Raw genomic sequence first — 19,821 nt, forward strand, 5'->3', positions numbered from 1 at the left:
GCTAACCATTTATTGATGGGTGAAGATGCCTGTGTTTCCTTTTCACTATTGTATTCATCTACCGCATACTTATCATTGTGCTTCAGCAGCAGCCAGGCATTTTCCTGTTTGCCTTTTAATTTTACCAAAGCAAATTCGCCCCTTAATTTTTTACCGTGCAAAGTAATTTTAAGGCTACCTGCTTTAATACCAGCCAGCAATTTTTTTTCGGCCAATGGGCCTGATTCATTTTCAATAGTGGTATAGGTTCCTTTATCCCATATTTCTACAATGCCTGCTCCATAGCCTTCGGGAATCACGCCTTTAAAATCTTTATAGGCGTACGGATGATCTTCTACCATCATGGCCAGCCGTTTATCTGCCGGGTTCATTGATGGACCTTTAGGCACGGCCCAGCTTTTTAAAACACCGTCTACCTCTAACCTGAAATCGTAATGCAGGTGCGACGCTTTATGCCGTTGTACCACAAAAGATAATTGCCTGCTGCTTTTATTAAGCTTCGCTGCAGGTTCGGGAGATTTGTTGAAATTTCTTTTCTCTGTATATTTTGTTAGACTCATATCAGGATGCTTTTTTTGTTTTTACAGACAGGCTTGCTTTTAATTGTTCCATAAGGTCTTTGGCCTTACTATGCACCACTTTTAAATGTGTAGCTGCAGGTTTGTTTCCTTTTGCTTTCGCCTTTATCAGTTTTAATAATTGCTGGGTATAATTGTCTTTGTAAGATGCAATATTAAAATTTCCGGATAACTGGTTAATGAGCGAAATGGCCATTTTAAGCTCGCCGGGTTTTACTGCTGCGGTAGGTAATTCAAGGTCTTTTGTATCCCGTATCTCTTCTGAAAAACGCAGTTGGTTCAGTACCATTATATTTTCTGTTGCCCTTACAATGGCGAGGTGTTCCTTATTGCGCATCACAAAAGTTGATACACCCACTTTGCCCGTTTTCAGCAACGCTTCCTTCAACAAAGCATACGCTCTTACACCCGATTTTTCGGGTACAAGATAATAAGGTGTTTCATAATAGATGCTGTTAATTTCTGCCTCCTTTACAAAATCACTTATTTCAATTACTTTGGTTTTTACCGCATTGGCCGAAGCAAAATCCTTGTCATCCAGCACCACGTATTTATTGTTAAGCATATAGCCTTTTACAATATTTGCCCATGCAACTTCCTTTCCTGTTTTTTCATTCACCCGCATAAAACGAATATTAGACAGATCCTTTTTATCCAGCATGTCCAAATCCAGTTCGCTGCCTTGCGTTGCACTAAATAGTTTTACCGGAATATTTACCAGGCCAAATCCTATAGCCCCTGTCCATATAGGTCGCATAATTTAAAATTTAAACGGTACACAATTCTTTGTTAATCACACCAGCCGCCAATTTAGTTTGATTCTAAAATCTTCATTATAATTTGTTCTTCGGCAGTAAGGTGCGTTTTATTGTTATTCACTTCTGTGTTATCCAGTTGCTTCAAGTATTTTTCCAGCGATTTATTTTCATATAGAGATAAAATAGCCGGGTGCACATAATATTTTTTACAAACAGTTCTTGTATTTCCCAATTGAATGGAAACCATGTCCAGCGCTACTACAATTTTCTTTTTAGCTTCAGTGGCGGTATCAAAAAATCCAAGTTCCTTAAACGCCAAAAAAGCATGCAGGGTTCCTGACCAGGTTCTAAAATCTTTCGCAGTAAAATCGCCGCCACTTAATTTTTTTATGTAGTCATTCACCATGCCCGAATCTACAGATCTGCGGTCGCCTTCCGTAGTATAATATTGAAATAATTCCTTACCAGGAATATCCTTGCATCTTTTTACAAGAGCGGATAATTTTTTATTACGTAAACTTATATCATGATGAATACCCTTTTTACCCCTAAAAGAAAACTTTAGTTCATTACCGCTGATATTTACATGTTTGTTTTTTAAAGTAGTTAATCCAAACGAACCGTATAACCTTTCATAGTTGGTATTACCCACTCTTATGTTGGTTGTTTCTATTAACCTAACAACCAATGCCAGCACTTTTTCAACGGGTAGTCCGGGTAATGACAGATCTCTTTCTACCTGCAACCGGATTGCAGGCAATACTTTACCAAACTGGTACAAACGAAAATATTTTGTATGGTTTCGCAACGCATTCCATAGCACGTGATATTTGTATTGCTTCCTTTTTTTTACGTCTATTCCTGTTGCCTGCAGATGTCCATTTTCGAGTTCACATATCCAAACATTTTCCCAGGCGGGTGGTATCACCAGGCTCCTGATTCTTTGTAAATTCAATTCGTCTATAATCTCCTTAGCTTCAGCGGTAACATAGTCAAAATTATTTCCTTTTTTTATACGCTTTATGCCGGGCTGTGTGTCGTGCACATAAATAAGATGAATGGCTTCTGCTGTTTTTTCCGGATCGCCAATTATACTCCTGATCTTTCTTTTGGATATTTTTAAAACTTCTTCCGCAATAACTTCCATATTTTTTACAACTTTCTATTTTACTAGAAAGTTTTATGCCTCCTTTTTTTATTGTTTACCTGAATAACAATTGATAAAAAAAACTCTCTGCCTAAATCATTCCGAGGAAATTTTTCTACAAACACATCCCTTACTCTTTCAGAAGCGGTTGAATTGTTGTGGTACCTCTTTTAAATAATTAATTACTATAGCAGAATAAGACATCGTTTCTTTTTTTAGAAAATAAAATTTCAAGAAATAATACTTACCTGTGTAAGGAAGAAATGAATATAGAGCTAATCAAATATCAGCTGGCAGTAAAAAGTTATACAGCATCAGTATTATTTTAATAGAATTTAAAACACCGCATATTGTATAGTTTAAGAATAAATCATCTTCTGTTAATTATGTGAAAGCACTTTTTTTAAATTTAATTAGCGGAAGCTTTTTAAAAGACTGCGATAAACTTTTGGTTTTTATTAAAAGTTGGCTGAGGTTATTTTATATACACATACATACCTCCAAATCTGATGTTGACAGGGCAGTATTTTTTAAACTTTTTTTATATTTCCTAAGTGCTTTTTTTAAAAAAGCGTTTTAATATTTTTTAGGTTTTGAATTGCTGAGTTTATTTCTACCGGTGTCTTTCATATTAATACTATCTTTTGTAACAGAGCGGTTGGTGCCAATTGCGGAGGTATCATTACCTGTGGCATTGCTGGTACCTGACGCTGTATTGCCGTCATTTCGAACACCTGGATTACCGGTTCCGATAGACGTTTTTCCTTTTTGTACAGTATCGGTTTCCATACCGCTGCTATTAACAGCATTAGAATGATTATCTGAAGTCTGGTTGCCGCATGCAGCTAAAACTATACTGGTACACATGGCGATGAAGATTGTATTTTTCATAATTATTTTTTTATCTACGTACCATCCATCAAATCATCTACCAAAAAGCTTTTTAAGAATTATTTATTTTTGAGCCTTCTGATCAAAAAATTATAAAGTATCCGGGATGATGCCTGTTGTGATTGTTTTATCTGTTCTACAGACATTTGAAAATTTGCACCAAAAGATGCATCTTTTAAACAGACGCAAGTGCGTCAAAAACCCGGGGTTTGCAGGACCCTAACAACTGTGAATAAAATAACAATCGTGGTGTAATTTTATAAAGAAATAATTTTATGCGCTTAAGCAGAAATACCATGCGGTTATTCTGCTATTAAAGTTATGCAGGAAGATGATTGGTATTTCATTTGCAACGCTCCAATTCAATTTACAATGCAAATGTGATACCTTCTGAATACTTAAAAAATGAAACGAACTTTAGTAATAGGAGATATACATGGAGGATTGAAGGCTTTGCGCCAGTTATTGGAAAAAGCCAATGTTGTGGTTGCCGATAAACTCATCTTTCTCGGCGATTATGTAGATGGATGGAGTGAATCTGCTGCGGTAGTGGACTTCCTGCTTGCCCTTAAAAAAAGTCATGAATGTATATTTATAAAAGGCAATCATGATATATGGTGTGAGGAATGGTTGAGTGGCGGTACAATAGACACTACCTGGCTTATGCATGGAGGTGAAGAAACATTGAACAGTTATGCGGATACCAATGCTGCCACCAGGAATAATCATCTTATTTTTTTTGAACAAATGCCCTACTATTTAATTGATGAACAAAACAGGTTATTCGTTCATGCCGGCTTTACTGCTAACTATGGTCCGCAAAAAGAATTGAATCCCGCTAATGTAACTTTAGACAGAACACTGTGGGAAACGGCTATCTCTTTAAACAAACATATAAAACCTGGTTCTATTTTCTTTCCAAAAAGACTCAAGCTCTTTCATGAAATTTATATTGGTCATACACCCACCTTGTATTATGATACAGACACACCCATGCAGGCCTGCGATGTATGGAACTTAGATACCGGTGCTGCCTTTACGGGTAAACTAAGCATGATGGATATTGATACCAAACAATATTGGCAAAGTGATCCGGTATATCAATTGTATCCAGATGAGATGGGGAGGAATAAAATTTAAAGAATTATAGAATACTTATGGGAGAAATTTGGCTCAATATTTTATAATTTTTTGTATTCTTTCAATTCAAATTAACCAATTTAATCGCATGACTTATACAATAAATAGAGCACTGGATACTTTTTAATTTATGCCAACAAACTGGATGGTTGAAATAATCCCATTGCCTGGCCTTGTGGCAAGCAATTTTAAAGGTTGGTTACAGCAGGCAGGCATTAAGCGAGTGCATACAATTCAGCACATCAAACGTAAATTTATAAATACCAGTTATGAGGTAGCGTTTTTTTACATAATTTCCTTTATAGATTTAAATTCAGGAGATAGTATTTGATGTTGAGTGCAAATTTTACAATTGGCTTTTTTCAATCACCCGATACCCTTTCCATCCAAAGAAAAAAATCACAATAAAGCATACCAGTGGCACGATGTAGCCATACTGAATATTACCTGTACCATCGCTGATATAACCGAATATTCGTGGCAATATAGCACCTCCGACAATACTCATGATGATGAGGCTGCTGCCAAATTCGGTATCGCCTTTTAAATCTTTTATACCCAGGGCAAAAATTGTAGGGAACATGATGGACATGAAAAAACAGATGCCAATAACGGCATAAACAGTTACGAAGCCGTGTCCTGCAATAGCTACTATACACAACAGAACATTGATAACAGCATACAAAGCAAGCAGCTTTTGAGGCTGGATGTATTTCATTAAAAAAGTTCCCAGGAACCGGCCAATCAAAAACGCTATTCCACACACAGATAAATAATCACCTGCCTCCACCTGAGTAATTCCTGCAGATTTTGGAGCATATAAAATAAACAGACTGAAAACACAAACCTGTGCGCCCACATAAGCAAACTGCGATGCCACAGCCCAGGAAAGGTGCCGATACTTAAAGGCATGTAAAATATTTTTTCCTGCAACATGGCCTTCTGCCTTTTGAATAACAGGCAACTTGGTAAAAGCAAAAATAACAGCTACTAAAACCAATATTGATCCCAAAATAAAGTAAGGCAGTTTAACGCTGGATGCTTCTGATGCCAATGCTATTTTCCTTGCAGATTCGGTCATGGCATTTAACTGCTCGTCCGAAAAGCCCTTAGTCAATATTATTCTTACCCCAATTGCAGGTGCTAATGCTGTTGCAAGCCCATTGAATGATTGAGAAAAATTAAGTCGTAGCGTAGAGGTTTCTGGCGGTCCTAATGAAGACGCATAAGGATTCGCAGCCGTTTCTAAAATAGTTAATCCACAAGCAATGATGAACAGGGCCACTAAAAAGAAACTGTACAATTGGGTATTTGCTGCGGGTATGAATAAGAAACAGCCAATTGCAAAAAGCAATAAACCTGTAATGATGCCTATCTTATAACCATACTTTTTCATGATAAACCCGGCCGGTAGTGCCATAATAAAATAGGCTATAAAAACTGCTGAATCAACTAATGTAGACTGAGTGGTAGTAAGTGTAAACGATCTTTTTAGATGTGGTATCAGCACAGGATCCAGGTTATGCGCAAAGCCCCATAAAAAAAATAAAGAGGTAATAAGAATGAAAGCAAAACGGTACGACTTGCTGGTGATTGAAGGCATATAATTGATTTTTATCAGGAAAATAATTTTCTGCTGGTGATGTAGTAAGCTGTATAACAGGTATAGTGTTTACCTGCTTTTTTATTTGATGAAAGGTGGCTTCCAGCTTATCGGTTGTATTCATTCTATGGCCATTATTAATAGCGTAGCCGGTAATAAATTGGGGATCACATTTACCATCCTGTCCATGGTGGTCAGGTATTGTAAACATTTACGTACCCCATTAACTTTATAGTTAGCCATCATTAAAAATTTAAAAGATACGGGAAGATAAATTTAATAAAATATCTGTAACAATTATTATAGCCTACAAGGTGTTTTTAATTTTCACCACAAATAATTCTGCAGGTATATCGCCTGGTGCTAACCTGGAAATATCGATGACACAATCATTGCCGGATTGTTTCAACACCAACGGTTTGTTGCAACCCAATATGCTTGCCACGGCACCGGCTGAAGCCTTGAAATTTCTCAGCCTTATTTGAGGAGTATAAGCCGGCACCACACAATACAAATCCTTGCCCCTGGTGGTAAAAAATAATTCGATGTGCGCTTTGTCTTTAGCAGGCTTTATTAAATCGCTGATGCTATAGCCCGACATGAAAGCCTCGCCCTGCTTCTCCGGCTTTTTGCCCGGGCTCCACTGGTAAGATTGTTTATAGGCCCTGGTACCATAGATTGCTTCGCCATTGGTTTGTAGCCATGTACCCATATCAGTAAGGCGCTGTTGCATGATAACAGGTATGCGTCCATCTGCAGTGGGCCCAATGTCTAACAATAAATTACCACCTCTCGAAACGATATCTGCTAACACTAAAATAATGTCGTGACTGCTTTTATAATCTTCCAGTTTTTCGTTTCTGTTATAACCATACGAATGGCCGATGCCCTGGCTTTCTTCCCAGGTTACGCTTGCATCCATGCCGCTGCCATATTCTGAAGTGGTGTAAGTTGCACCGGTATTCTTGCCACGGGTATTGCTTCCCCACCGATCGTCGACTACTACTTCTTTTGCCACCGGCGATTCATTGTACAACCAGGCCAATAGCTCTTCGCTTTTCCAGGCTGTGTCAGAAAGTTCCCATTCTCCATCAGAGAAAATAATGGACGGCTTATATTTTGTAACCAGGTCTTTAAACTGCGGTATCATGTGCTGGGATACATACTTTTTTTTGTCACTCAGCCATAACGGATTAAACCATTCATACAGCGAATAATAGTAGCCCATCTTTAAGCCTGCAGCCCTTACCGCGGTACTTAAATCGCCCAATAGATCCCGCTTTGGCGAACCTGTTACAGCGTTCCACGGGTGGCCCCAATCCCGGTCGGCTTCGGCACTGTTCCATAAGCAATACCCCTCATGATGCTTGGATGTAAGCACCACATACTTAGCGCCTGATTTTTTGAACACATCGGCCCATTGCTCCGGATTAAACATCTCTGCCTTAAACTGTTTCTCAAATTGTGGGTATTGAAAATCTTCCCCATAATTCTTGTTATGAAAAGCCACAAAATCTTTTTGTTTTGCATTCAGCTGGTACCAATACCACTCTGCATAACTAAGCCCGCTATTAGGTATTACAGGTGCAAAAGATGGAACTGAATACACGCCCCAATGGATAAAAATCCCAAACTTATCCTGCTGGAACCATTCCGGCATTTTACGTTTATTAAGCGATGCCCAATTTGGCTCAAACTGTTGTGCAGTAGCTATACAAACGGAGCAAAGCACTAAAAAAAGTAAGCCTGTTTTTTTCATTTTTTTGTATTTTAAGCGTGATAAGTTAAAATTGAATATTTCGGTTATTGCCTTTTGAATTGGTTACTGCTATTGACTTTATAAGACCATTTATTTGAATGGCTCTTGCTGATTGCGACAGGTAACCATCTCCGTAATAAAACTCCTGCCGGGCTACGTGCCCATCTTTAAAAGTGATGGTTGCGTAAGCATCCAGCGGAGCTGCATAAAATATTTTTGCTGTTGCGTTTTTTGCCGGACATATTACTTTAAGGCTATCGCCATTTACTGCCACAATAATTATTTGGTTGCCCTTATTATCATACAAACGTGCAATACCCTTTGTATCGCCACTTAAAAACAAACCGCTTTGCTGTGGCGGCACCGCAGCAAAATTACCCTTGCCATCCCCTTTTAACAGTACTCCTAAAGAAGCGTCCATCCAGCCATATACCACTTCGCTGGAGTGCGTATTGCCCGCCACTATTAAATCTATATTGCCATCACCATCATAGTCGCTTGCCATAATGCCATTAATGCAGGATAGCTGTGCTTCTACAGGCAATGGCCTGATAGCGAACTTTCCACCACCTTTATTTTCAAGGATGCAGTTATCAAAAAGATCTGCCTGAAAATGGGCCGCTTTTGCTAAAGCTTCCGGCTTAAAAATATCATCCAGTGTTGCGCTGCCAAATAAGCCGTAGTTCCAGAATTGCTTTTTTAATGCAGGCATCACCCTAAAAAGGTCATCCCGAAAACTGAATGGGTAACGCTTTTTTTCTCCGGCTTCATCCATGACGTAAGAAGACATGACCGCCTGCTTTTTTCCGTTACCAGCAAAATCATCATAAAACAATTCCAACGGTTCATGCTTAGATGGCTTGTAATCGATATTGGTGCCCATATTGCCAATAATATAATCTATGTCCCCATCATTATCAATATCTACCGGGTAGATGCTCGACCACCAGCCGTTTGTATTTTTAAGCCCGGTATACTTACTGATGTTTACAAGTTTACCCTTTTCATTTTTAAAAAAAGTGGGTGCCATCCACTCGCCCACTACAATCAAATCTACCCATCCATCATTATCAAAATCGCTCCATACTGCCGAGGTCACCATGCCTATTTCCATCAGTTCCGGAGCAATTTCCTGGGTAACGTCAACAAATTTTCCATGATCGTTTCTTAACAAATAACTACGCGGCGCCTGTGGATATGCTCCTGGTACAATACCACCCGCCCTGAATAAATCAATGTCGCCATCTTTGTCAAAATCAGCACCAACAATACAACTACCGCTGGATAATATTGGTGGCAATGCCTGTTCATTTTTAGTAAAGTTGCCCTTTCCATCATTGAGGTACAATCTATCCTGGTATGCGCCAGGCGCTTGTTTAAACTCATTGCCCCCGCTTACTACATACAAATCGTCATCTCCATCATTGTCAGCATCAAAAAATAAAGATCCCATGTCTTCATGTTTTATATCTGCGGTATCTAATTTTTTTTGTGTAAAGATGCCAGTGTTTGCCAGCGTAAATAAAGTGCCTGCATTACCAACAGCACTTCCAATAAAAAATCCTGGCCCATTCCTGTCACCCACCCTTCCAACGGCAATACCTGGTCCTTTCTTTGAATAAACGCCAGGCAACAAAGACCCTTCATTAAAGTTATTGTACCCGTTTCCGATATGCTTATAATGGATATTATACCGGCTGCCGGCTGCAACAAAGAAAGGTTGTTCAGTAAGATTCGGTGTCTGCTTTTCCTGAGCCATGCTGTACTCAATTTTTAATAACTGATTCACCTTTACATTCTTTAGCAGCTCTACCTTTCCATCTTGCCAGGTAATGATGGCTGAATCAACGATAGTATGTTTGCCAACTCCAAAATTAAGCGGCGCATTCATGCTGGACAGGTAGCCTTTAACAGGTGAATTGTACGCATAGAATCTTTCGCTGCCACAATAAAGATTGATGGTGGCACCAATGCCATTTAGATTTTTATTGTTTCCCTTCAGTGCAATCTGCAGGTAATTATTTTTATCTTCTTTTTCGTTTGCTTTGTTTTCATATACCGATGCGGCTTCGTTGATATTGTTGGTTATTAAATCAAGGTCACCATCATTGTCAAGATCCGCATAGACGGCCCCGTTGGAATAAGAAGCATTTTGTAAGCCCCATTTTTCTGTTACGTCGTCAAAACCTAAATGCTGATTGTTCCGGAAAATATAGTTGGATATATGTATTCCTTTCAATTTATCCAGCATATCTCTGGTACTTTTTATTTTGTTTTCCACGGTACCAAAAGTGTTATTATCCGCATTGTAACTTAAAAAATCAAGGTCGGTTATATTCTTTGCAAACCCATTGGTAACGTAGCTATCACGCCAGCCATCATTGTCAAAATCTGCCAGTAAAACACTCCAGCTCCAGTCTGTTGCGTTAACGCCGGCAAGCTGCGCAATGTCTGAAAAATAAGTAGTGCCTGTTGCATCGTTTCCCTGGTTCAACTGCAATGTGTTGCGCATATATTCATCTACATAACCAGCTTTTTGCCGCAACAAAAAATTCTCGTTATCCGTCCGCGCAATCATTGTTTTCCTGCGCTCGTTGTTTTGTGGCAACATATCCAATACCATAATATCAGGCTTTGCATCGTTGTTAATATCAGCCACATCTACACCCATGCCATTGTAAGTCTGGTGCCGCATACTTTGTGCTGCGCATTCCTTAAAAGTTTTATTTTTTTGGTTGATGAGCAACTGGTCGTTTGGCATAAAATCATTAGAGGCGTATACATCGGGCCAGCCATCTCCATTGAAGTCTGCAATGGCCAACCCAAGACCATAACCTTCTTCGGTTACGCCTGCCTGTTTAGACACATTCCTATAGATAGGATGGCCGTCTGAGTCACCAATATTCTCATACAAGCGGTCGGCCGTGCGGCCTCTGGTAATGGGATAAGCAGACGGATTCACAAAAGTTTTTTCAACCCCATCCACATCATTTGTAAGCAGGTACATATCAAGGTCGCCATCCCTGTCGTAATCAAAAAATGCAGACTGCACGCAAAAAGAACTATCGTTTAAACCATAGGCAGTGGCTTCCTCTTTAAAAGAAATAGCCCCATTTTTTAACCCCTGGTTAATAAACAAAAGGTTATGGTGCTTGTGCATATTGTTGGGCCCGGCAACGTTCAGGTATATATCCAGCCAGCCATCGTTATTGATGTCTACTACAGATACGCCCATTATCCAGTCGCTGGTAGATACCCCGGCAGCCTGCGTTACATCTTCAAACTGCAGTTTGCCTTTATTGAGGTATAATTTTGAGGAAACCATATTACCGGTAAAAAATACATCCTGCAGACCATCATTATTAAAATCGCCGATACCTGCGCCGCCGCCATTGTAACAATAATAATAGCTAAGGATATTGACCGAATCATTTTCGGTGATGGTATTGGAAAAATGAATGCCTGTGCTGCCAGGTGATCGTTTTTTAAAAAGCGCATCCTCTCCGTTTTTACAAGTACATAAAAAAAGCACCATGACAGCTAGCAAATAAAAATGCAAAAATTTACTTTTCATGATGTTACATTAAAGCATTGCTGAATGTACTTAAAAAGATAGATAGATAGTAATTCCAGCATACTTAATTCAACACCAGTTCCACCACAGGTATCTCAAAGCGTGGCTTCTTTATTGGAATGGTTAGTATCAGGTCGTTACCGTCTTCTTTGTATTGCAACTCAGAATCATCGTGAAGAAACTGCGCATATTTTATCTTGCCTTTATACCCTTTCAAGGTAAGCGTACCGGAAGCAGGATATTCGAAGAGGTGCACGTACAGTCGCTTTGTGGCTGCGTTATACGTAAGTTTATCGTTATCCGGAACTAAAAATGTTTCTGGTGCATAGGTACAATTGTAAATAGCTTTACTGTTGGCATGCATCCATTGCGCCATACTATCCAATGCATTGTTGGCACGGTAATCAAATTCGCCCCGGGCAGTAGGGCCAACATTTAAAATAAGGTTGCCGCCATTGCTGGTAGAAGTAATTAATAAATCAAGAAGCTGCCGATGTGTTTTCCAGGTATCTTCATCCCGATAATAACCCCAGGAACCGGAAAACGTTTGACAAGTTTCCCACACTTTGCCTTTATACTTTTCAAGCTCTTTCGTGCTTACTTGTTCCGGCGTTACAAAGTCTGCACCATCTGTATAATCTTCCAGGTTAAGCCTGTTGTCTACAATAATTCCAGGCTGTAGTTTCCTTATCTGTTTTAACAGGTTTACCGCATCCCAGTCATCTTTGCCCTTTCCTAATTTACCAGGATAAGAAAAATCAAGCCAGAGGATATCTATCTTGCCATAATTGCTCAACAGTTCTGTTACCTGATTGTAAAGATATTTACGATAGATGGCCATGTTTCTTCCTTTGTTCAATGCAGGGTAAGCGGCAGTATCGTCGTCGTTGGCAGGTCTTAGCGGATGGTACTTGTCGATGGTAAAATCCGGATGGTGCCAATCTATCAGTGAATAATAAAAACCAATCTTTATCCCTTCGGCCCTAAAGGCATCTACATACTCTTTTACAAGGTCGCGTTTAGCGCTTGTGTTGGTTGCTTTATAATCTGTGTACTTGCTATCGAACAAACAAAATCCTTCATGGTGCTTGGTGGTAAGCACTGCATATTTCATACCTGCCGCTCTGGCTTCTTTGGCCCATTTTTTTGGTTCAAATAAATCAGGATTGAACTCGTCAAAATATTTCTGGTACGTTTCATTGTTAATTCGTTCACGGTTCTTTACCCATTCGTGGCGTGCAGGCAACGCATACAGTCCCCAGTGTATGAACATGCCGAAACGCCCTTCTGTCCACCATTGCATGCGTTTTTCCTTTTGCCGGGCAGTCTCCCTGCCGATAGAAAGTTTGGCTTGCGCATTCACCGATATTCCGGTAAATAACAACGCCATCAACAAAAACAGTAAAGAAAAAAGTCTTTGTATTTTTTTCATAAGAGTCATTTAAGTATATTAATTACTGCGCTTTACATCTGTAGTTTTATCAACCCTTATTTGAAATCCAGGCCAGTAAAAAATACGACGGGTAACCATTAAAATAAGAAACTTTCCAACCAGTTAAATCTACAGCAAATAAAGAGAAGTTTTATCCGGGCACCCGGGCGGGCTATCCACAAGTACTCCGCAGCGCCCATTGAACAGTTTACTTTTTTATCAAAAAATATACGGCGCTTTACGGGGTACTTGCTTCTATCCCTGGTGCTTCAATGCGAAATATATTCATCTTAGGTAACAGTTTACCGCAGTTGTCCCTTGCAGTATACCCAATTGTTGAACCTACATACCATCAACCATCAACCATCAATTATACCCGTTATTTTGTTTAATTTTTGGATTAGCACTGATGTCGTTTTGAGGTATCGGCAGGTACTCGTGTTTGCCTTTTATAAATATGCCACCACTGTTGGAACGGTATTCAGGATGTGCCGCAAACACATCCGCCATAGTACCCCATCTCAACAAATCAAACACCCGGTCGCCTTCCAGTGAAAGCTCAAGTGCACGCTCTCTTCTTACCGCTGTACGAAACGCATCTTGCCCCAGCGCCGGCGTAATATCTGGCATGTTGGCCCTTGCCCTCACCCTGTTAATTGCACCGTAAGCATCTGTATCGGCGCTACCAGCCTCATTTACAGCTTCTGCATACATTAGCAGCACATCGGCTAAACGTATCATTCTGCGGTTATTGTTGGCATAGCCCCAACTGCCCGGCGTAAGCGAACTTGTTCTTTCGTAGTTAAGATATTTGCGTATCCATATTTTGTTTCTATTGGCACCATTCAATGCTTTTTGAAAATCATCCTGATAAACTTTTGCTCCCGGGTAATCCCAGTTGATAGTAGCGTAAGCCCTTGGATCAATTTTATTATCCTTTGTTTTTTGTTCCATGAACAGGTCGAAAACCCATTGATTAACGGTGGTGGTTCCCTGGCTGGTATACCCTACCGGAGCAACATCGGCCTCCCATGCCTGGCCCCGTAACGGATTGGCCGTACCGCTTGTTCCCCAGTTGCCGGTAGGCGTACTTTGATACTGCAACTCCCAAATTGATTCTGCATTGTTGTTGGTGGTTTCCAAAAAATTATCCTGGTAATTCGGTACCAGTTGATACAACGCCTGCTTATCAATTATCTTCTTGAACTCCGCTGCAGCATCTGTCCATTTTTTTGTAAACAGGTAAGCCTTGCCAAGCATGGCAGTAGCCGCACCCCAGGTTGCCCTGCCGATATCTTTTGCGGCTACTGTTTCAGGCAAACGGCTTTGTGCATCTTTAAAATCCGCTGTAATAGAAGCCCAAACATCGGCCTGTGGCGCCTGAGTAATAAAAAGGTCGTTCACGGCCTGGATAGGTTTTAAAATGAGCGGAATATTGCCCCACATGTTGAGCAAATAAAAATGTGCAAGACCTCTCATAAAATAAGCTTCGCCTAATATCCTTGTCTTCACGGCATCCTCCATCGCAATGTTTGGCACATTGAAAATAACGGCATTGGCACGTGCAACAATAGCGTTTAACTCGCCCCATCCTTCGCCTACACGGCCATCTACGGGCGTGGATAAAAAAGTACCTACATCCTGTACACCTGTACTGGGAAAGGGATTCACGTCATCGCCCCTTTGTATGGTGAGGATAGCGCCTAACATGCGGCCCCATCCCTGTATGCTTGTAAGCGGACCATAACAGGCCACTAATCCTTTTTCGGCATCACTTTCTGTTTTCCAAAAAGCGGTTATTGGCAAGGCATTCGGATTGGTTACATCCAGATTTTTTTTGCTACAGTTCTGCAATAATGCAGGCATAGCAACCAGGCATATAAAAATTATAAAGAGCCTGAAAACTTTGTTACTTAAAAATATTTTTTTCATAAAACACTTATTTAGAATGATAGATCAATACCTGCACTAATTAATTTTGCCTGCGGATAAGCGGACACATCCACGCCAACACTGAACAGCCCTGTCAGGTCGCTGCGGCCAACTTCAGGATCGTATCCTCTGTACTTCGTGAGGGTAATCAGGTTCTGTGCGCTGATATAAAAACGTGCGCTGGTGATCTTTAATTTATTTACTGCAGTGGCCGGAAGATTGTAACCGATGCTAAAGGTCTTCAACCTTAAATAAGAGCCATCTTCTACATAAAAAGAAGAAGATCTTTTATTGTTTGCAGGATCAATGAAAGATGCCCTGGGCATATTTGTATTGGTATTTTGCGGAGTCCATGCGCTCATCACGTCTGTCAACTTTCCGCTGCCGTAATCAAAGGTATATTGCCAGGCCCTTTTAGCGTTCCATACTTTGTTGCCTTGTACGCCCTGCCAAAACATATTCATATCAAAATTTTTGTAAGATGCATTGAAAGTTATGCCATAGTCAAACTTAGGGAAAGGGCTGCCCAGCCAGGTCTGGTCTTTACTAAACCTAAAGTCACCGGGCCTTGCATCCGTGCGCCCGTCCTTGGCAACTTCGTCTGCTGTTTGATAAATACCCAACACCTGGTATCCCCAAAAGCTTCCAATGGGGTGGCCAACATCCGTACGGGTAGCAGTAAGACTTTCTTGAGTAAAGCCACCACCTGTAATAGGGCTAACGCCATCGCCCAGTGCTATCACATTGTTTTTAATGGCAGTAAAGATGCCGGTGATGGAATATTTAAAATCGCCTTTGTTGCCGTTCTGATGATTGTAGGTGGCAGATAATTCGAAACCTTTGTTGCTTACTGAAGCCGCATTTTTTGTAAGACTGCTGCCTGCGCCACCATAGATTGGTATCGGTATACTCGCAAGAATATCGTAAGAACGCCTGTTAAAATAATCTGCCGTGATTAGTATCTTCCCTTTCAGCAAACTGATGTCTGTACCAAAATCTGTCGTTCTTGAAGACTCCCATTTGATATCCGGGTTAGAAAAATTAGTAAGACCCACACCATTCTGTACGCCACCTGCAAAATAATAGCCAGAGTTGATGTTGAGTGTTGAACTAGTGATGTAGTTATCAATATTCTGAGATCCCAAAGTGCCATAACTACCTCTCAATTTGAGGTCACTAATGATGCTGTTCTCCGGAAAAAACTTCTCTTCGGTAGGTCGCCAGCCAACAGAGAACGAAGGATAGTTGCCGTAGGTATTTGCAGGATAACGGAACTTAGAAGAACCATCACGCCGTAACGTTGCCGTTAACAAATACTTTGATTTATAATTGTAGGTAAACCTGCCTAAAATGGATTGAAGTCCCGCTTCCTGCAAGTTGCCATTGGCAAGCCTGTTGGATGCCGCATCAACTACTTGCAACAGATTTGAAGGATAAGTATCGGCATTGGCGCCAACAGTACGTGCATTGCCTGTTTGCGAAGTATAGCCTGCCAATAATTCCAGGTGATGGTAGCCAAAAGAATTGGAGTAGTTCAACGTATGCTCTACTAAAGTAGTAAGACTGCGGGTAAAGCCTTCATTCAACGTAGACTGATCCTGACTGGCTTCCTGTGAAGTACTCATGAAAAAAGCGGGCGAATAATCGAATGCATGATACATGGAATAATCTATGCCGAGGTTCATCTTATATTTCAATCCTTTGATGATTTCATATTCGAGCCCTACGTTGCCCAATGCCTGGTCGGTGGTGTAAAGGTTATTATCCAGCAAGGCCCTGCCATACCAGTTGATGATTCTGTTAACGCCTGCTGCTGCGGGTTCCAGCCCGGCAAAGCCACCTAATTTGGTGCTATCGTACACTGGCATAATGGGCAACTCCCCTCTTTCTCTGCCAAAATAAGTATTGGGGTTATTAACAGACCTTGATATAGACAATGCTTCGGTGAGCTTAAACTTTCCTTTGGTAAAAGAAGAGTTGGCTCTTACTGCGTACCGTTTAAAACGTGAATCTACTACGATACCTTTCTGATCAAAATATTCTCCAGATAAAAAAAATCTGGAAAACTGGCCACCACCCGAAACACTTAAGTTATAATCGCTCAATGGCGCTTTGCCTAAGGAAAGGCTTTGCCAGTCTGTATTTATTTTAGGGTTAAAAAGATTATCGTTCAGCGGGCCACGTGGCGTACCATCATTGTCATGCGCCTGGTTGTTCCAATCGGCATACTGGCGGGCATTTAAAAAATTCAATTTATTGGTAGGACTTTGCGAACCATATTTTGCACTGAAGTTTATTTTAATTTCACCGGTAGTGCCACTTTTTGTAGTAACCAACACAACCCCGTTTGCAGCCCGGCTGCCATAGATAGCAGCTGCCGATGCATCTTTCAACACTTCGATAGAAGCAATATCATTGGGGTTGATAAAAGACATGGAAGAAGCAATCATACCATCAATGATGTACAATGGCTGATCATTGCCAAAAGTACCAGAACCCCTGATAACTATAGCTGGTGCCTGGCCGGGAGCACCACCACTATTCTGTACTACCACGCCTGCAGCTTTACCTTGCAATAAACCAGATGCATCTGCCGCGGTACCAGTTCTAAGATCGTCTCCTTTAATGCTTGCTACCGCACCAGTAAGGTCACGCTTTTTTGCCGAGCCATACCCAATTACCACTACTTCGTTCATTTGCTGGTTCAAAGCTTGTAGCTCTATATTGAGGGGTGCCTTTGTCACCTTCACTTCTTCTGAACCGAAACCTACAAACGTTACTACCAAAGTAGCATTGGCAGGCGCACTGATGGTGAATACCCCGTTGTCGTCTGTTTGCGTAGTTATTAAAGAGCCTTTTACCAATATGGTAGCGCCCATAGCTGCCCTATCGCCAGCAATGACTTTACCTGTAACGGATTGTTGCGCCTGGAGGCTGGAAAAGAAGAAAAAAGGGAAGATCAGCAAGAGCATCTGGAGACGGAAGCGACGATTCATCGCTGCCTTTTTTAGAACTGTCCGTAAGCCGGGCATCAAAAAAATTTTCATAGCAATTTATTTTTGGTGGAAAAATGAAAATGATCATTACAGCTTTTAAACTTACAATCATCGCAACAAAACTTTAAATATCAATCGTTCAATAAAAATAAAGTATTCAAAATCCATTTCCAAGCAGTTGATTATTTAGCTTAATGAATTGCCAATTTTTTGCAAGAACGCGTACTTTTCGGTTTTTTTTAGAATTATTTAAAGGTGTGCTGGTCTGGAACTATTGTTCCGTATTTAAACAGATAAAGCTGTAACGCTTTGTGGAAAGCGGTTTCAGGATATTACACCATGGGTTCTTTTATTATAATTGAATTAGCATGGCTTTAAAAATTTAGCAGTAGTCGCAAATTTGTAAGCTATATCAGCAAGGTGTTTAAGAAAAGGTAATAAAAGAAAGAAGATATTTTACTAAAAAGACAAGTGCAAAAAGACAAATACACACACTGTCAATTCTTGTTTTTTAAATGATTAATAACGAATGGTGCAGGTAGTTTTTATGCAGCAGCGCAGTTTAGATGTGTAATTATAATGTATTGGAATCAACGCGATCGCTACAAACCTTGCTGATAGGCCATCCATGAAATTAAATATCATCGAAACCAGTGTTGAGATGACAATGGTTTTGTGTTTAAAAGTAAATATTACCCCACAAAACAATTGACCATCAGCACATTTCAAAATACGGAAATCATTCGTTTGATACCAAATGGCTGATTATCCATTTTTTACTCAATAAAAAATTAAGCAGATTGTATTAAAAAAAGGTAAATTGGAATAGATATAATTGTTCATCTTTTCCCAAAAATTATTGAATGCTGCCACAATTACTAAAGGTTTTTAAAGAGCCTAACTATTCATTCAGTGTACGGCGCGACCTTGTGCCGCATGTAAACAACCGTTGGCATTACCACACAGAAGTGGAACTTATTCACTTTGATAAAGGAAAAGGAATGCAATTTGTAGGAGACAGCATTGAGCGTTTCAACGATGGCGACCTGGTACTGGTAGGATCTAACCTGCCGCATTACTGGCGCTTCGATGATGAGTATTTTGGCGACCAGCCAACACGCTATGCAGATACCAGGGTAGTGCATTTTTGTGAAGACTTCTGGGGTGATAATTTTTTACAACTGCCGGAAAATGCCTCTATCAAAATAATGGTGGAGAAGGGGAAACATGGCTTACATATTTATGGCGAAACGGCAAAAAAAGTAGCCATGCTGATGCAACAATTGTTAGAAGCCGAAGGCCCTCAACGCCTTGTATTGCTGCTAACTGCACTTGACTTGATTGCCAGGTGCAAGGATGTTACCACGCTATCTTCCATCGGTTTCAGCTATGATCTTGTTGATAGTGAAAAGAACAGGATCAACGATATCTATGAATATTCTGTGAAAAATTTTAGGGATAAGATTGCGCTGAGTGAAATTGCAGGCGTAGCAAACATAAGCCCTCACTCATTTTGCCGCTTCTTCAAATCGCGTACGCGTAAAACTTATTCGCAATTCCTGATTGAGCTGCGTGTAGGGCATGCCTGCAAATTACTGATAGAAGATAACTTCAGCATCAAGCAAGTGTGCTTCGAAAGCGGCTTTCACAATTTTACCAGCTTTCACCAATACTTTAAAAAAATTACCGGTAAAAGTCCACTTACTTATAAAAAAGAGTTTGTGACCAGCTAACGCAATTACCTGATTATAACGCCGAGAAATACACGAGTGAATGCTGCTATCTGGGCTAAAAGTGATTTCGATACTTTCTGTAAAACCACCAGAGCAGGCGTTGGTTGAAGACAAATTGAATATCATTCAGGCAACTTCCCAATATGGCAAGGGAACTGTATTTGCCATAGACGACCCATGTATCTGCAACGGGTATATTGTAAACGAACTGCTAAACAGATAATACAAAAACGCATTAACACAAAAAAGCTAACCGAATGGTTGATCCAGCGAATGAC

14 protein-coding genes are annotated in these 19,821 nt (G+C 40.3%); 3 read left to right on the plus strand and 11 right to left on the minus strand.

Annotation, left to right across the window (positions count from 1 at the left end; all coding sequences use genetic code 11):
* From H7254_RS02415 to H7254_RS02430, 4 genes are all read right to left on the minus strand, one after another.
* Positions 1 to 560 (minus strand): DNA polymerase ligase N-terminal domain-containing protein (locus tag H7254_RS02415; RefSeq protein WP_301931470.1); only part of this gene is annotated, 560 nt, incomplete at its 3' end.
* A 1-nt stretch (position 561) separates the two neighbouring features.
* Positions 562 to 1,335 carry a Ku protein gene (locus H7254_RS02420; protein ID WP_301931471.1) on the minus strand — a complete coding sequence of 258 codons (774 nt, stop codon included), beginning with the start codon at positions 1,333 to 1,335 and terminating at the stop codon, positions 562 to 564.
* A gap of 53 nt (positions 1,336 to 1,388) precedes the next feature.
* The gene (locus H7254_RS02425; protein WP_301931472.1) at positions 1,389 to 2,483 is read right to left on the minus strand and encodes a DNA topoisomerase IB; all 1,095 of its coding nucleotides are present in this window, start codon (positions 2,481 to 2,483) and stop codon (positions 1,389 to 1,391) included.
* A gap of 576 nt (positions 2,484 to 3,059) precedes the next feature.
* Positions 3,060 to 3,374 carry a hypothetical protein gene (locus H7254_RS02430; RefSeq protein WP_301931473.1) on the minus strand — a complete coding sequence of 105 codons (315 nt, stop codon included), beginning with the start codon at positions 3,372 to 3,374 and terminating at the stop codon, positions 3,060 to 3,062.
* A 405-nt stretch (positions 3,375 to 3,779) separates the two neighbouring features.
* On the opposite strand from H7254_RS02430, the gene H7254_RS02435 reads away from it, so the two are divergent.
* Positions 3,780 to 4,514: a metallophosphoesterase family protein gene (locus H7254_RS02435; RefSeq protein WP_301931474.1), complete on the plus strand. Its 735-nt coding sequence runs from the start codon at positions 3,780 to 3,782 to the stop codon at positions 4,512 to 4,514.
* 346 nt (positions 4,515 to 4,860) lie between these two features.
* On the opposite strand, the gene fucP is transcribed toward H7254_RS02435, so the two are convergent.
* The 7 genes from fucP to H7254_RS02470 all read right to left on the minus strand — a co-directional run bounded on the left by fucP (position 4,861) and on the right by H7254_RS02470 (position 17,861).
* Complete coding sequence (fucP, locus tag H7254_RS02440; protein WP_301931475.1) at positions 4,861 to 6,117, minus strand: L-fucose:H+ symporter permease; 1,257 nt, start codon at positions 6,115 to 6,117, stop codon at positions 4,861 to 4,863.
* Positions 6,035 to 6,328: a hypothetical protein gene (locus H7254_RS02445; RefSeq protein WP_301931476.1), complete on the minus strand. Its 294-nt coding sequence runs from the start codon at positions 6,326 to 6,328 to the stop codon at positions 6,035 to 6,037. The genes fucP and H7254_RS02445 overlap by 83 nt, the downstream gene beginning before the upstream one ends.
* 96 nt (positions 6,329 to 6,424) lie before the next feature.
* Complete coding sequence (locus tag H7254_RS02450; protein ID WP_301931477.1) at positions 6,425 to 7,876, minus strand: alpha-L-fucosidase; 1,452 nt, start codon at positions 7,874 to 7,876, stop codon at positions 6,425 to 6,427.
* Positions 7,877 to 7,901: 25 nt separating this feature from the next.
* Complete coding sequence (locus H7254_RS02455) at positions 7,902 to 11,450, minus strand: VCBS repeat-containing protein (RefSeq protein WP_301931478.1); 3,549 nt, start codon at positions 11,448 to 11,450, stop codon at positions 7,902 to 7,904.
* A gap of 64 nt (positions 11,451 to 11,514) precedes the next feature.
* Complete coding sequence (locus tag H7254_RS02460; protein WP_301931479.1) at positions 11,515 to 12,882, minus strand: alpha-L-fucosidase; 1,368 nt, start codon at positions 12,880 to 12,882, stop codon at positions 11,515 to 11,517.
* Positions 12,883 to 13,248: 366 nt separating this feature from the next.
* Positions 13,249 to 14,814 carry a RagB/SusD family nutrient uptake outer membrane protein gene (locus H7254_RS02465; RefSeq protein WP_301931480.1) on the minus strand — a complete coding sequence of 522 codons (1,566 nt, stop codon included), beginning with the start codon at positions 14,812 to 14,814 and terminating at the stop codon, positions 13,249 to 13,251.
* Positions 14,815 to 14,825: 11 nt separating this feature from the next.
* The gene (locus H7254_RS02470; protein ID WP_301931481.1) at positions 14,826 to 17,861 is read right to left on the minus strand and encodes a TonB-dependent receptor; all 3,036 of its coding nucleotides are present in this window, start codon (positions 17,859 to 17,861) and stop codon (positions 14,826 to 14,828) included.
* Positions 17,862 to 18,673: 812 nt separating this feature from the next.
* Between H7254_RS02470 and H7254_RS02475 the strand changes: the two genes are divergently transcribed.
* Entirely contained in the window at positions 18,674 to 19,543 is an 870-nt protein-coding gene (locus tag H7254_RS02475) for an AraC family transcriptional regulator (protein ID WP_301931482.1), read from the plus strand.
* Positions 19,544 to 19,583: 40 nt separating this feature from the next.
* Positions 19,584 to 19,766 (plus strand): hypothetical protein, encoded by a 183-nt coding sequence (locus H7254_RS02480; RefSeq protein WP_301931483.1) that lies wholly within the window; start codon positions 19,584 to 19,586, stop codon positions 19,764 to 19,766.
* The last annotated feature ends 55 nt before the right edge of the window (positions 19,767 to 19,821 follow it).

The organism is Ferruginibacter sp., assembly GCF_014377975.1.
Taxonomy (GTDB): domain Bacteria; phylum Bacteroidota; class Bacteroidia; order Chitinophagales; family Chitinophagaceae; genus Ferruginibacter.

Coding starts and splice junctions, on each gene's coding strand:
- H7254_RS02430 (WP_301931473.1), bottom strand. CDS start 3,374: ATGAAAAATACAATCTTCATCGCCATGTGTACCAGTATAGTTTTAGCT.
- H7254_RS02420 (WP_301931471.1), bottom strand. CDS start 1,335: ATGCGACCTATATGGACAGGGGCTATAGGATTTGGCCTGGTAAATATT.
- H7254_RS02480 (WP_301931483.1), top strand. CDS start 19,584: ATGCTGCTATCTGGGCTAAAAGTGATTTCGATACTTTCTGTAAAACCA.
- H7254_RS02465 (WP_301931480.1), bottom strand. CDS start 14,814: ATGAAAAAAATATTTTTAAGTAACAAAGTTTTCAGGCTCTTTATAATT.
- H7254_RS02455 (WP_301931478.1), bottom strand. CDS start 11,450: ATGAAAAGTAAATTTTTGCATTTTTATTTGCTAGCTGTCATGGTGCTT.
- H7254_RS02470 (WP_301931481.1), bottom strand. CDS start 17,861: ATGAAAATTTTTTTGATGCCCGGCTTACGGACAGTTCTAAAAAAGGCA.
- H7254_RS02460 (WP_301931479.1), bottom strand. CDS start 12,882: ATGAAAAAAATACAAAGACTTTTTTCTTTACTGTTTTTGTTGATGGCG.
- H7254_RS02445 (WP_301931476.1), bottom strand. CDS start 6,328: ATGTTTACAATACCTGACCACCATGGACAGGATGGTAAATGTGATCCC.
- fucP (WP_301931475.1), bottom strand. CDS start 6,117: ATGCCTTCAATCACCAGCAAGTCGTACCGTTTTGCTTTCATTCTTATT.
- H7254_RS02475 (WP_301931482.1), top strand. CDS start 18,674: ATGCTGCCACAATTACTAAAGGTTTTTAAAGAGCCTAACTATTCATTC.
- H7254_RS02425 (WP_301931472.1), bottom strand. CDS start 2,483: ATGGAAGTTATTGCGGAAGAAGTTTTAAAAATATCCAAAAGAAAGATC.
- H7254_RS02450 (WP_301931477.1), bottom strand. CDS start 7,876: ATGAAAAAAACAGGCTTACTTTTTTTAGTGCTTTGCTCCGTTTGTATA.
- H7254_RS02435 (WP_301931474.1), top strand. CDS start 3,780: ATGAAACGAACTTTAGTAATAGGAGATATACATGGAGGATTGAAGGCT.